The sequence below is a fragment of the uncultured Litoreibacter sp. genome (assembly GCF_947501785.1).
Lineage (GTDB): Bacteria > Pseudomonadota > Alphaproteobacteria > Rhodobacterales > Rhodobacteraceae > Litoreibacter.
The window spans coordinates 3,075,834-3,089,027 of sequence record NZ_CANMXB010000001.1; the positions used below are offsets into that span (position 1 = coordinate 3,075,834).

13 protein-coding genes are annotated in these 13,194 nt (G+C 61.5%); 4 read left to right on the plus strand and 9 right to left on the minus strand.

The genetic code is table 11. The annotated features are described in order from the left end of the window. Window positions 1–39 precede the first annotated feature (39 nt). The 6 genes from Q0899_RS15230 to Q0899_RS15255 form a co-directional block, all read right to left on the minus strand. Window positions 40–306, minus strand: coding sequence for a 4a-hydroxytetrahydrobiopterin dehydratase (locus tag Q0899_RS15230; RefSeq protein ID WP_298295427.1), 267 nt, complete (start codon window positions 304–306; stop codon window positions 40–42). Then, window positions 299–1,483 (minus strand): GNAT family N-acetyltransferase, encoded by a 1,185-nt coding sequence (locus Q0899_RS15235; protein WP_299193892.1) that lies wholly within the window; start codon window positions 1,481–1,483, stop codon window positions 299–301. The genes Q0899_RS15230 and Q0899_RS15235 overlap by 8 nt, the downstream gene beginning before the upstream one ends. A 54-nt stretch (window positions 1,484–1,537) precedes the next feature. After that, entirely contained in the window at window positions 1,538–2,290 is a 753-nt protein-coding gene (locus Q0899_RS15240) for a glycerophosphodiester phosphodiesterase family protein (protein ID WP_298361514.1), read from the minus strand. Then, window positions 2,287–2,754: a RidA family protein gene (locus Q0899_RS15245; protein WP_298361516.1), complete on the minus strand. Its 468-nt coding sequence runs from the start codon at window positions 2,752–2,754 to the stop codon at window positions 2,287–2,289. Before Q0899_RS15245 ends, Q0899_RS15240 begins: the two co-directional genes overlap by 4 nt. 73 nt (window positions 2,755–2,827) lie before the next feature. After that, window positions 2,828–4,126 (minus strand): HlyD family type I secretion periplasmic adaptor subunit, encoded by a 1,299-nt coding sequence (locus Q0899_RS15250; protein WP_299193894.1) that lies wholly within the window; start codon window positions 4,124–4,126, stop codon window positions 2,828–2,830. Further along, a complete protein-coding gene (locus tag Q0899_RS15255) occupies window positions 4,123–5,859 on the minus strand; it encodes a type I secretion system permease/ATPase (protein WP_298295435.1) in 1,737 nt (578 codons plus the stop codon). The genes Q0899_RS15250 and Q0899_RS15255 overlap by 4 nt, the downstream gene beginning before the upstream one ends. Window positions 5,860–6,037: 178 nt before the next feature. Here Q0899_RS15255 and Q0899_RS15260 point away from each other — a divergent pair, with 178 nt between their 5' ends. Beyond that, on the plus strand, window positions 6,038–6,799 hold the full coding sequence (locus Q0899_RS15260) for a VacJ family lipoprotein (protein ID WP_298361520.1): 762 nt from the start codon (window positions 6,038–6,040) through the stop codon (window positions 6,797–6,799). Further along, complete coding sequence (locus Q0899_RS15265) at window positions 6,786–7,391, plus strand: phospholipid-binding protein MlaC (protein ID WP_299193897.1); 606 nt, start codon at window positions 6,786–6,788, stop codon at window positions 7,389–7,391. The genes Q0899_RS15260 and Q0899_RS15265 overlap by 14 nt, the downstream gene beginning before the upstream one ends. A gap of 3 nt (window positions 7,392–7,394) precedes the next feature. On the opposite strand, the gene Q0899_RS15270 is transcribed toward Q0899_RS15265, so the two are convergent. Beyond that, window positions 7,395–9,569: a transglycosylase domain-containing protein gene (locus Q0899_RS15270; RefSeq protein ID WP_299193899.1), complete on the minus strand. Its 2,175-nt coding sequence runs from the start codon at window positions 9,567–9,569 to the stop codon at window positions 7,395–7,397. 257 nt (window positions 9,570–9,826) lie between these two features. Here Q0899_RS15270 and Q0899_RS15275 point away from each other — a divergent pair, with 257 nt between their 5' ends. Together Q0899_RS15275 and Q0899_RS15280 are read left to right on the plus strand one after the other, a co-directional pair. Beyond that, entirely contained in the window at window positions 9,827–10,165 is a 339-nt protein-coding gene (locus tag Q0899_RS15275) for a P-II family nitrogen regulator (protein ID WP_298295441.1), read from the plus strand. 24 nt (window positions 10,166–10,189) lie between these two features. Then, window positions 10,190–11,512 carry an ammonium transporter gene (locus tag Q0899_RS15280; protein ID WP_298295443.1) on the plus strand — a complete coding sequence of 441 codons (1,323 nt, stop codon included), beginning with the start codon at window positions 10,190–10,192 and terminating at the stop codon, window positions 11,510–11,512. Window positions 11,513–11,623: 111 nt separating this feature from the next. Here the strand turns inward: Q0899_RS15280 and Q0899_RS15285 are convergent, their stop codons facing one another. Together Q0899_RS15285 and Q0899_RS15290 are read right to left on the minus strand one after the other, a co-directional pair. After that, window positions 11,624–12,358 (minus strand): hypothetical protein, encoded by a 735-nt coding sequence (locus tag Q0899_RS15285; protein ID WP_299193902.1) that lies wholly within the window; start codon window positions 12,356–12,358, stop codon window positions 11,624–11,626. Then, the gene (locus tag Q0899_RS15290; RefSeq protein WP_299193904.1) at window positions 12,358–13,194 is read right to left on the minus strand and encodes a Tox-REase-5 domain-containing protein; all 837 of its coding nucleotides are present in this window, start codon (window positions 13,192–13,194) and stop codon (window positions 12,358–12,360) included. The genes Q0899_RS15285 and Q0899_RS15290 overlap by 1 nt, the downstream gene beginning before the upstream one ends.

Genomic DNA, 13,194 nt, shown 5'->3' on the forward strand with positions numbered 1-13,194 from the left:
ATTGAGAAAGGCGGCTCTGTCAGAGTCGCCTTTTTCATATCAGCCCGCCAGCTTGTCCATAACGCCGCCAAGTTTGACGTCCAGTGGCGAGATGCCCCCCGTATCGTGGGTCGTTAGGCGCACCTCCACCCGGTTGTAGACGTTGAACCACTCAGGGTGGTGGTTCATCTTTTCTGCGTGGATGGCGGCCCTGGTCATGAAGCCGAACGCTTCCACAAAGTTCCCGAACTTGAAGGTCTTTTCGATGGCCTTTCCGTCCTCAGACCTTGTCCAGCCGTTTTGTTCCAAATCGGTAGTGTCAGTCATGGTCATCTCCTTGTGTTTTCTTGAAGGGGCCGTACTCCGTCAGCACCTCAATCTCTTCGTTGATGGCCTCGCGCTCGGCCTCCAGAAACCGGCCCACGGCGTCCCGGAAACCCTCATCCCGCATCCAATGCAGCGAGTGGGTTTCCACTGGCAGGTAGCCCCGCGCCAGTTTGTGGCTGCCCTGCGCCCCGGCCTCAACCGTCGAAAGCCCGTGTGCAATCGCGAAGTCTATCGCGCGGTAATAGCACAGTTCGAAATGCAGTGCGGGGTGGTCTTCGCGGCAGCCCCAATAGCGGCCATAAAGGGTGTTGCGCCCGATGAAATTCAGCGCGCCCGCGACATACCGGCCATCCAGTTGGGCCAGCACAAGCAGCATGTCATCGCGCATGCTCATCTGCATCTCGTCAAAGAAGGACCGCGTCAGATAGGGGGTGCCCCATTTGCGGGCGCCGGTGTCTTGGTAAAAGACCCAAAACGCGTCCCAATGCTCGGGCTCGATCTGGTCGCCGGTCAGGCACAGAATTTCGCCACCAAACGCGTTTGCCTGTTTGCGCTCCTTGCGGATGTTCTTGCGTTTGCGCGCCGATAGCGAGGCGAGGAAATCGTCAAAGGTTGTGTAGCCCCCGTTGTGCCAATGAAACTGTTGGCTGGCGCGGCGCATCAGCCCCATCTGTGCGCCGGCGTCCGCCTCTGCCTCGGTGCAGAACGTCACATGGATCGAGGACAGTTGATTGTTGGCGGCCAGTTGCACGGCCCCCTGCGTCAGCGCGGCTATGCCGGTCTCCTCCCATCCGGGCCGCGTCAGGAACCGCCTGCCGGTGGCTGGTGTGAACGGCACGGACGATTGCAGTTTCGGGTAGTACCGCCCGCCCGCGTTTTCATAGGCATGCGCCCAATTGTAATCGAAAATGTACTCGCCCTGGCTGTGACCTTTGAGGTAAAGCGGCGCGGTCGCGATCACTTGCCCCCCCGCGCGTGCGATCAGATATTGCGGCTGCCAGCCGGTGCCTTGGCCCACCGATCCCGATGTCTCTAACGCCCGCAGAAATCGGTAGGTGGTGAACGGGTCTTCGGGCCTGCCGTCGGTGTCCTCCGGGCAGGCGCATGCGTCCCATTCCTGCGGGGTCAGCTCAGCCAACGACCCCAGCACGGTTATCTCTATTTCGGTCTCGGTCATCTCGGGGGCATCGCGGGTTGCATCACCTGACAGATGGGGTGGGGGGCGCTTGGGTCAAGCCGGAAGGAAGCCTTCGAACGTGATATTTTCCGCCACTTTCAGCGCCTCGTCGGCCTGCGCCTGCGACCGCACCGTCCAGCACAAAATTCGCGAGCCTTGTGCCTTCAGCTCGGCCACGCGGTCGCGGGTCAGGTCATCCACCTGATGTGAGATGAAATTGGCCTTTGTGCGCTTGTAGTCCGGAATGCCGCGCAGGCGGTCGCACGTATCCTTGGGCAGCGGCCAGTCGGCATAATCGTAGCTGCTGGTCACAATGCCGCGCGGAACGTCCGGCAGCAGCTCCGCCATGCGCGCGGTGCTATGCGGGTTGAAGGACATCACGGCCACATCGCCCTGATAGTCCTTCAATGCGGCGGCGGTGCGGGTTTCCAATTGGCCGATATTCGGCCCCATTGCGCCGTCCTGGTCTTTCAGCTCGATCAGCAACGGCACACGCCCCGCCACCAAGTCGAGTATCGCGGGCAGTGTCTCAATCGTGTTGGCGCTGTCCGTCAGCCGGGTCTTGGCCAGTGTCGCGGCGTCGCGCTGCTGGATCGGGCCGGGCAGGCCGGTCAGCCGCGCCATGTCGTAGTCGTGAAACACCATCGCCTCGTTGTCGGCTGACAGCTGCAGGTCGCATTCAATGCCGAAGCCTTGCGCAATCGCCGCTTCAAACGCGTCGCGCGAATTTTCCACGATCCCGCGCGCGCGGTCATGCAGGCCCCGGTGGGTGATCGGCTTGGCGAAGAAGCTGGGCGGAAGCGTCACGGTTTGATCTGGAAGATGCCTTCGATCTCCACGGCCACGCCAAAGGGCAGCGCGCCCGCGCTGACGGCGGACCTTGAATGACGGCCCGCATCTCCTAGCGCCTCCACCAGAAAGTCGGAGCAGCCGTTGACCACCGCGGGCTGGTCACCAAAATCCTTGGTGGAGTTCACAAAACCGGTCAGCTTGACCACCCGCTCCAGCCGGTCCAAATCGCCGCCGCAGGCCGCTTTGACCTGAGCCAGCAGGCTGATCCCGCAGGTCCGCGCGGCGGCGGCGCCGTCCTCGACGCTCATATCGTCGCCCAGCACGCCGGTGATAAACCCGTCCGGCCCGTTGGAGATCTGGCCCGACACGAACAGCAGGTTGCCGACCTGCACCGACGGCACGTAATTGGCGGCGGGCGGCGGGGCGTCCGCCAGGGTGATCCCAAGATCGGCAAGTTTGGTTTCAAAAGTTCCGGGCATGTCGGTGGCCTCCGCCTGAGTGTGGGTGTTGGCGGAAGGCTAGCCGTGGCGACCGGCGCGGGCAACCGCGATGTCAGGTCTCGCGGAAGGCGCGGTTGAAATAATCTGCCAGTGGTTTGACCAGATACGCAATCGGGGAGCGTTCGTCGGTTTGAATGAACGCGTCCACCGGCATGCCGGGCACCAGCGCCACATCGCCAAGGCGGGCAATCTCGCCCTCGTTCAGGGCCATTTCGATCCGGTAATAGCTCTGGCCGTTCGACTCTCTGGTGAAAACGTCGCCGGATATGTTGGTGACCTTGCCGAAAACCTCGGGCGTGTTGCGCGCGTCAAAGGTGGAGAACCGCAGCGTGACGTCCTGATTGAGAAACACCTCGTCGATGTTGAGCGGATCAATTTCGCCGGTAATCAGCAGCGGGCGGTCTTGCGGGACGATGAACAACAACGGGTCGGCGGGCCGGATCACGGCGCGTTCGGCGAAGACGGTCAGCCCGAACACAAGGCCCGAGACCGGCGCGGTGATCTCCAGCCGGGACAGGCGTTCCAGCAAATTCAGCCGGTCTTCGCGCAGTTCGAATTCGCGGTACTGCATGTCGCGCAGCTGGGTGATCGCCTCTTCTTCGCGCTGGGTCTTGAGGCGCAATATCTCAAGGTCAATCTCGGTGATGCGGCCTTCGCTCTCGGCGTCAGCGGCGGTCAGTTCACCAAGCTGGCCGCGCAGGCGGGCGTCTTCGCGGCGCAGGGCCAACACGCGGCTGGCCTGCGCCAGCCCTTTGTCCAGCAGGTCCTGTTGCGCCGTTACTTCGCTTTCAAGAAGGTCAAGCTGCTGGCTCAGCGCGTCTTGCTGGGCGCGGATGCCGTCCACCTGATTGGCGATCTGGGCTTTGCGTTTTTCCAGTTGCTCGACGGCCTGGTCGCGCGCCTCTAACCGGGTGCGGAACAGGCGTTCCTGCCCGTCGATGAGGTTCTGCAGCTGCGGGCGGTTCTGCGCTGTCGTCGCCAAAAGCGGGTCGACGGCCAATGCGTCTGTGCCGTCCCGCTCCGCCTCAAGGCGGCTGATGCGGGCGAGAATTTCAAACAGTTGCCCTTCGGCAATGATCAGTTGCGACCGCAGTTGCGTGGCTTCCAGGGTGATCAGCGTTTGCCCCTTCTCGACGCGCTGCCCTTCGCTGACCTGGACAGTGGCCACAACGCCGCCGTCAGGGTGTTGCACGACCTGACGGTTCTGGTCGACTTCGATCTTGCCGGTCGCGATGATTGCGCCGGCGATATTGGCCATCACGCCCCAGCTGCCAAACCCCGCGACCAAAATGATCAGCGCCAGGCTGCCAAGCATCACCGGAAAGGTGGCGGGCCATTTTTCGCCGGTCATGTCATGCCTCCCGGTCCAGGTTTTTTGGCGATGGTTGCGTGGTTTTGCACGGTGCTTTTCAGCACTTCGTCGCGGGGGCCGAAGGCGCGGCGCATGCCGCCGTCAAGCACCAGCAGGGTTTCGCATTCACGAATGGCCGATGGCCGGTGCGCCATGATGATCACTGACCTGCCATCTTGCTTCATCGTGCGAATGGCGGTGTTCAGGGCGTTTGACCCGTCATTGTCCAGGTTGGCGTTGGGCTCATCCAGCACCAGGATGGAGGGCTGGCCGAACAGGGCGCGGGCCAACCCGATGCGCTGCAATTCCCCGCCGGACAGTCGGCCACGTGCGGCCGAGACCGGCGTGTCATAGCCTTGAGGCTGCTTCAAAATCAGCTCATGCGCGGCCGCCTTCTTGGCGGCGTCGATAATGTCCTCGGGCTTGGCGTTGGGGTCGAGCCGGGCGATGTTTTCGCCGATTGTGCCGTCAAACAGCGACACCTTTTGCGGCAGATACCCGATGTGGTCACCCAAAACGTCAGGGTCGTATTGGTCAATCGCCGCGCCATCCAGCCGAATTTTGCCGCCAGCCGTTGGCCAAACGCCGGTCAGCGCGCGGGCGAGGGTGGATTTTCCGGCCCCCGATGGGCCGATGACGCCCATGGCCTGGCCCGGTTGCAGGTCAAAGGACAGCATGCGCAATGTCGCCTGCTTTTCGCCCGGCGGGATGATGGTCACCTGCTCTGCCACCAGCTTTGCCGCAGGTTTTGGCAAGGGGGTCCGCTCCGGCAACTCGGCGACTTCCGAAAGCAGCGCGGTCAGGCTTTGCCAGCCAAGGTGGGCGCGTTGCACAAGCGACCATTGCCCGACCGCAAGTTCGATCGGTGCAAGCGCCCGGCCCAGCAGGATGGAGCCCGCGATCATCGCACCCGCGGTCATCTGGTTCTGCAGCACCAGATATGCACCCAGCCCCAACATGGCAGATTGCAAAAACAGGCGCAGGGTTTTCGTCAGCGCGGTAATGGAGCCCGCGCGGTCGCTTTTTACAAGCGAGCTGCGCAGCGCCACTTCGCGCACCTTTTGCCAGCGGTCAAAGCTGGCCTTGCGCATGCCCAGACCCTGCACGATCTCGGTCTCGTCCATGATCTCGTCGCTCAGACGGTGCGCCTGCACCGAATTGATGCTCGCATCCAGTTGCGGTTGGCGGGTGATGCGCTGGTTCAAAACCGTCAGAAGGATCAGCAGCCCGCCGCCCGCGACGGCAAGGTATCCCAGCCAGGGGTGGAAAATGAAGATCGCGGCCAGAAAGACCGGGGTCCATGGCATGTCAAACAGGGCCAGCAACGCAGGCGAAGACAGCAGGCCCTGCACCGATTCCAGGTCGCGCAGCCCGGACTTGGTGTCCGCGGCGTTGGGCGCGAGGTTCGATTTGCGTAACATTGCAGTGAAGACGCGCCGGTCCAGCCTGTCCTGGAAACGCGCGCCGACACGGGCCAGAACGCGGCCGCGGGCGTAGTCCAAAAGCCCCATCATGCCGTACAGAAATGCCACAAGGATCGACAGCGCGATCAGCGTTTCCTCCGACCGGCTTCCAAGCACCCGATCATAGACCTGCAACATGTATAATGGGCCTGTCAGCATCAACAAATTAACGAAGATGCTGAAGATGAAGGCGGCCCAGAACAGGTGGCGGCTTTCACGCCGCGCGGCTCCTAATTCTGCCCGTCCAGAGTGCAGTGCGTCCTGTCTCACGTGTGTATGCCCTTAGCGCGCTTTTTGTTTTGAGCGGGAGGTTACCATGGTGCTTGTGCCGCGCAAACACCTATCGCCAAATCATTATCAGATCGTGTCTTGAACTTCTGGCGCGCAGGGCCAAGTCTGGATAAATACCAAGTCTTAGTCGCAAACTTGAACAAAATTGGATGGGAAATTGCGTTATCTCCCTGTGATGAAAGCAAAACCGGGCGCTTTGGCGGTGCTCCTTCTGGCCGGCGTCGCCTTGGCCGGGTGCACGCCCGCGCCGGTTGGGGTGGGCTTCGCCGATCCGTATGAGGCGACCAACCGCAAGACCCACAAGATAAACCGGTCGTTGGACCGCGCGATTGTCCGCCCCATTTCCAACGCCTACGGCAAGTCGGCGCCCGGCCCGCTGCGCAAGGGCGTCAGCAATGTCGCGTCCAACCTCAGCCTGCCTAGCACCGTTCTCAACAACCTGCTGCAATTCCGGATCGAGGAGGCGGGCGCCAACACCTTCCGCTTCCTGGTGAATTCGACCTTTGGCTTTGCCGGGCTGCTGGATGTGGCCACCGAGGCCGGCATCGCGCGCGACCCCAGCGACTTTGGCGAAACGCTGCATGTCTGGGGCGTCAAGGAGGGCACCTATCTGGAGCTGCCCATTCTGGGGCCCAGCACCTCGCGGCAAGCGGCGGGCAGGGTGGTCGACACGCTGACCAACCCGCTGAACTTTGTGCTTGAGGGGCAGGACCGCGCCGCGGCCACCGGCTCGACCGTGCTGGCGCGGTTCGGCGACCGCTACCAATTCCGCGACCTGGTGGATTCCGTGCTATATGAGAGCGAGGACAGCTACGCGCAGGCGCGGCTGCTTTACCTGCAGAACCGGCGCTTCGCGCTGACCGGCGAAACCCAACTTGACGATGTCGACCCGTATGAGGATGTCTATGGCCTTGAATAACCTCCCCGATCGCCGCCTGTTTCTGGCGGGTCTCGCAGCGACAGCCGCAATCGGCGCGTCCCCGGCGGCGGCGCTGTCCGGCCCTCAGGCGGAGCAGCTGGTCAATGCCGCGGTGGGCGACATCAACAAGATCATCGCCTCCGGCAAGTCGCAGAGCGCGATGATCGCCGATTTCGAACGGGTTTTCGCGCGGTACGCGGATGTGAACATCATCGCGCTGACCACGCTGGGGGCGGCGCGTCGCACGGCGTCCAAGGCGGAGGTCAACGCCTACGTCAAAGCGTTCCGCGGGTATTTTACCCGCAAATACGGCCGCCGGTTCAACGAGTTTGTGGGCGGGCAGATCATCGTCAGCGGGTCGCGTAAGTCCAAAAGCAACATCGAGGTGCTGTCCACCGCCAAGCTGCGCGGCTCTGCGCCGTTCAAGGTGAATTGGCTGGTCTCGGACCGCAGCGGCAAGGCGAAGATCTTCAACATCATCATTGAGGGCGTCAACACGCTGACCTCGGAGCGTGCGGAGATCGGCGCGATGCTGGACCGTCGTGGCGGCAGCATTGCGCGGCTGACCGCTGACCTGAAGAAGGCGGGCTAGGCCCTAATTCCCGAAAATCTTGCCCAGAACATCTAGGATCACGTCCTCGGTGGTTTGACGCCGTTGTTGGCGCTGCGGTTGGCGGGGACTTTGGGCGGTCGTGGTCTGCTGCTGTTGCGGTTGCACAGGTTGCACGCGCGGCGGTTTGGCGGGGCGGATCATCGGCAGCGGTGTAACCGGTGTCCCCGCTGTCGCCCGCGCGACCGTTTCGCGCCATATGTCGGCAGGCAGGCCGCCGCCGGTCACGCCCTTCAACGGGGTGTTGTCGTCATACCCCATCCACACCCCCACCACATAGTCAGACGTAAACCCGATGAACCACGCGTCCTTGGCCGCGCTGGTGGTGCCGGTCTTGCCCGCAACCTCGCGGTCGTCCAGCCGCGCGCGGGTGCCGGTGCCGTCGGTGACGACGCGGCGCATCATGTAGATCAGCTGCTCGGCGGCTTGGGGGGTAATCACTCGCTCCCCAATACCACCTTCCTTGCCCATGAGCGGCGCATCATCACCTTTCAGGCGCAATTCGGTCAGCCCGTAAGGCGTCACCGCGTTGCCGCCATTCAGAATGCCGGCATAGGCGCCGGTCATCTCCAGCAACGTGCTTTCCGACGCGCCCAAGGCCAAAGCCGGGCCGTCGGCAAGCGCGTTGTCGATGCCAAACCGCGTTGCCACGTCGCGCACGTTGTCGCGACCCACGGCCTCCGACACTTTGACGGCGACGGTGTTGATCGATTGGCGCAGCGCGTCGGTCAGGGTCATCATGCCCTTGAAGTCGCGGGAGTAGTTCTTGGGCGAGTACGCCCCTGAGCCGGGAATGTTGATCGTGAACGGCTCGTCCACCACGGTTGAATCGTATTGAAAGCCCAGATCCATTGCGGCGGCGTAAACGAACGGCTTGAAGGCAGACCCGGTCTGCCGCTTCGCCTCTGTCGCGCGGTTGAAGCCGCCGGTGACCTTTTCGCGGCCCCCGACCATGGCGCGCACCGCGCCGTCAGACGACATCACCACAATCGCGGCTTCCGCCTTCGATCCGGCGCTGACCTTGGTCTCGAACACAAATTCCAGCGCGTCCTCGGCGGCGGTCTGCAGGCGGTTGTCGAAGGTGGATTTGATGATCACGTCTTCGGTCGTGTCGCGGGTCAGAAAAGATGGCGCGCTGTCCATCACCCAATCCACGAAGAACCCGCCCGCGCGGGCGGCGGCGGCTTTGGATAGGCCGGCAGGGGCAGCATTGGCGGCCGCTTCTTCGGCGGAGGTGATGTAGCCCTGTTCGCGCATCAGTCGCAGCACGGTCGCGGCGCGGTCGCGGGCCCGTTGCAGGTTGCCGGTGGGCGCGTAACGGGATGGCGCGGGCAAGACGCCTGCCAGCATCGCGGCCTCGGGGATATTCACGTTGATCGCGGGCTTGCCGAAATAATTCTGCGAGGCCGCTTCAAACCCGCGCGCGCCGCCACCCAGATAGGCGCGGTTCATGTAGATCGAAAGGATTTCATCCTTTGTGTATTTGGCCTCCATGGCGAGGGCGAACAGCGCTTCTTTCCCTTTCCGGGCGAGCGTGGTGCGGCGGCAATCTGCCTCGTACTTGGCCTCAGAGCTCCATTTGGCCGGATCAAATTGTACGCCAAGGCAAAGCAGCTTCGCTGTTTGCTGTGTGATCGTGGACCCGCCATGCCCCTGCCAGGGTTTGCGCCCTTCGCGCATATTGATGCGCATGGCGGACGCGATGCCGCGCGGGCTGACGCCCAGATGGCGGTAGAACCGTTTATCCTCAGCCGCGACGACCGCGTTTTTCAGGGCGGGGGCCACATTCTGCGCGCTCACAGGCCCGCCGAACTGGTCGCCGCGCCGCGCGAAAACCACGCCTTCGCGATCCAGCAGCGTGACCGACCCACGGGTGCGCCCGTCCAGCAAGGCCTCCAGCTCGGGCAATGTGGTGTAGGTGTAGGCGACAGCGCCGCCCAGCAGCAGGATGGCAATGGCGGCAATGCGCCATGTCAGTTTCCAGATCAGGCGGAACAGGAATTTGAACGGCGCAAAAAGATAGCCCAGCAATCCCATTTTCTTCTTGGGTTTGCTGCGGCGCTTGGTTTTTCGCTTGGCTGGTTTGGCCGCCTTTTTGGGCGCTGCCTTCGTATAGCGCTTTTCGGCCACCAATGGCTTACGTTTGCCCGTGTTGCTCATTCTGACCTGCTCTATGAATGGCTATTTTCTTTTCATTCTAGATATAGGGAGGTTGGCCGCGAATGTAGAGAGAAACTCGCTCACATTCGAAACATCATCTGCTCAATATTTGAGCATTGACTAAAATTTGTGCAAATTTTGTGTGACAGGGCCGGTTTTCAGCCCATTTTCCCGCTCCGACTCGTTGAATGCTGCAGCTGCAGCGCTGTTTGTTCCGTTATCGCCCGCCAGACGGGATCCGGAAGAGGGAAAAAACAGTGAAACTAATCATTGCTGCAATCAAACCATTCAAGCTCGAAGAGGTCCGCGAAGCGCTGACCTCCATCGGCGTGCGCGGGATGATGGTCACCGAGATCAAGGGCTTCGGCTCTCAGTCCGGTCATACCGAAATCTACCGCGGTGCCGAATACGCCGTGAATTTCGTGCCGAAAGTGAAGCTCGAAATCGTGGTCGCCGCCGCCATGGCCGACCAAGTGGTCGAGACCATCACCACCACGGCCAAGACCGACAAGATCGGCGACGGCAAAATCTTCGTGCTCGACGTGAGCCAAGCGGTGCGCGTGCGGACCGGCGAAACCAATGACGAGGCGCTTTGAGCGCGCAAGATGGGAACGAGTAAAATGAACATCAAAACACTTCTCACCGCCGCCTCTGTCGCAGCCCTGCTGCCGACACTAGGCTTCGCGCAGGAGGCGGACACCACGCCGACCAACGCGGATATCGGCTTTATCTTCACCACCTTCATGTTCCTGGTCGCGGGCTTTCTGGTCTTCTGGATGGCGGCGGGCTTCTCCATGCTGGAAGCCGGTCTGGTGCGGTCCAAGAACGTCACCATGCAGCTGACCAAGAACATGGGCCTGTTTTCCTTGGCCTCCATCTTCTATTACCTGATCGGCTACAACCTGATGTACCCCGGCGACGGCTGGACTATGGAAGGCATCATCGGGGCCTTCGCACCTGCAGCGATGGAACCCGTTGGCCTTGAGGGCGCGGAGCCCGATCTGACCTACGCCTCCGTCGGGTCGGACTTCTTCTTCCAGCTGATGTTCTGCGCCGCGACCGCGTCCATCGTGTCGGGTGCCGTGGCCGAGCGTATCAAGCTGTGGCCGTTCCTGATCTTCACGGTCGTGCTGACTTCCGTCATCTACCCGATCCAGGCGTCCTGGAAATGGGGCGGCGGCTTCCTGGACGGCATGGGCTTCCTCGACTTTGCGGGCTCCACCGTGGTGCACTCCGTGGGTGGCTGGGCGGCTTTGACCGGCGCGATCATCCTCGGGCCACGGCTGGGCAAGTACAAAGACGGCAAGGTCTTCCCGATGCCGGGTTCCAACCTGACGCTGGCGACTTTGGGTACGTTCATCCTGTGGCTCGGCTGGTTCGGGTTCAACGGGGGCTCGCAGCTGTACATGGATACCGCTGGCAACGTGGCCGACATCTCCCGCATCTTCGCCAACACCAACACGGCGGCGGCTGGCGGGGCCATCACGGCGCTGATCCTGACGCAGGTGCTGTACAAGAAGCCGGACCTCACCATGGTGCTGAACGGCGCGCTGGCCGGTCTGGTCTCCATCACGGCTGAGCCGCTGACCCCGTCGCTGGGCGTGGCCACGCTGATCGGTGCAGTGGGCGGTGTGATCGTGGTCTTCGCGGTGCCGTTCCTCGACAAGCTGAAAATCGACGATGTGGTCGGCGCCATTCCGGTGCACCTGTTCGCCGGTATCTGGGGCACCATCGCGGTGACCTTCACCAACGGCGACGCGTCGCTGGGTGTGCAGCTCTACTCGATCCTGGTGGTTGGGGTGTTCACGGTGGTCGCCTCTGGCCTGCTGTGGTTCATCTTGAAATCCACAATGGGCATCCGGGTCTCGGAAGAAGACGAGATCAACGGTCTCGATACGTCCGAGCTGGGCATGGAGGCCTACCCAGAGTTCTCCAAGGGCTGAGTCACTTCCCTCACTTATCAGCCTTGAACAACGGGCCCGGACCAGAAATGGTCCGGGCCTTTCCTATGCCGCCCAATAAGCGATGAGCCCGGTACGTCTTGGGGGACGCCCCTATAGTTGGGGAGGGTACTGCTCCAGGCTTGGCAGGGCCGCAGCCTCAATCAGCTGTGTGTCAATTCTCAAGAGCCGTTCCACGGCGGTCGCATCGGCGAGGTTGAACATAGCAGGTGCGGTCATGATGAGCCGGCCATCATTGATGAACCGATCAAAATGGGTCTCGTCAATGTCCATCCCGGTTGGAAGGCTGGGCAACCAAATCCCAAAGCCGGAGCTGTGATATTCCGGGAACCGTTTACCCGCAATTTTTAGCGCATAGGGCGCGGCACTCACCAACGAGGCCGTGCGCCAGCTGGTCAGAATGCCCACCAAGTCTGCAACCAACTCGGCAGTTATGCGCGTTTCGGAGAAGTTGAGCGGCCACTCGATCCGCAGCCAATCATGGTTGGGAAGCCCGTCCCACATGTACATGATGCGGTATGGCCAGATGACCTTCCCATCCGGCCCCAGGAACGGTTTGCTACCAGAAACAAACTTGGACAGTTCATCGTCAGGGTGGTCCTTTTGAAACTGCTCAAAGAAATCGGTCACGGTATTTGGCAATGCGGGGTCATCTATGGGAACGGGCGAAGCGTCCTGGTCCGTTTTGAATGCCAGTCCTTTCAGGCCCGGAGCCACCTCCGTAAGGTCTTGGGAAAGGCGTTGGAACCCAACGACATGATCTGCATCCGACAAGAACGGGCCGGGCCGTTGAAACCAACAGGTGATTTCAAGGATTTCATCAATCATTAGGTTCTCCAAATGCTGGGGGGCAAGGCGCTAACCGGCATATGAAAGACCCGAAGCCGGGTCAGAAAGCTAATACGCGCATAAGAAAAACAATAGAGCTTCAACTTGATGTTGCTACAGAACCAGAAAACGTGGTGCCAGAAATACTGGCTTCCCGGGCGAAGTGGAAACCCTTGCGCCAGCGTATTGTGATTGCGCATCTGCGTGGACACCGCCGCCATGCGCCCGACTGCGACAGCTTCCTCGAGGATGGGCAGAATGTTTATTGGCTCTCCGCCCGGTCCGGGGACGGATATTGGGCTTTCCCCCAAATACCTGCCGTAACCCATCTTCGCTTCGATGAGAAAGCAAAGCGCTGAATTGAAACCGTCCATGCGGGACCCGGCTATTGACCATTCTTCGATTCTTGGCATTTCGGGGTAAAAATTCAACACCGGTGCGCCGCCTCCCATCATTGTGGAGACGCGATGCTGGTAATCCATGGCGGGGATAAACGGGAAAGACGCGTTCACCACTTTGCCAGCAAGAAAACCACAAGGAGCGCAATACTCGCAGGTTGTCTCGGCTTCGGCGGCCATTGCATTCTGCAGGTCGCGAATTTGCGACTCTGAGGTGCTATCGTAGGAATAAACCTCGCCAGTTTCTGTCAGGGGGTCGATGGTGTCAGAACCGCCAGCCAGCCCTTCAAAATCCAATGGACCAGCAGGCGCAGGTTGAAGCGGTGTGCGTGTGCCGGGGCGCAGTGTGCCACCAGGGGAGTTTTGAATTGTGTAAATCGCCGCTCCGGCCAAAAGCACGGCACCGCTGACGAGGGGGAGTAATAAGATCGCCGGCAT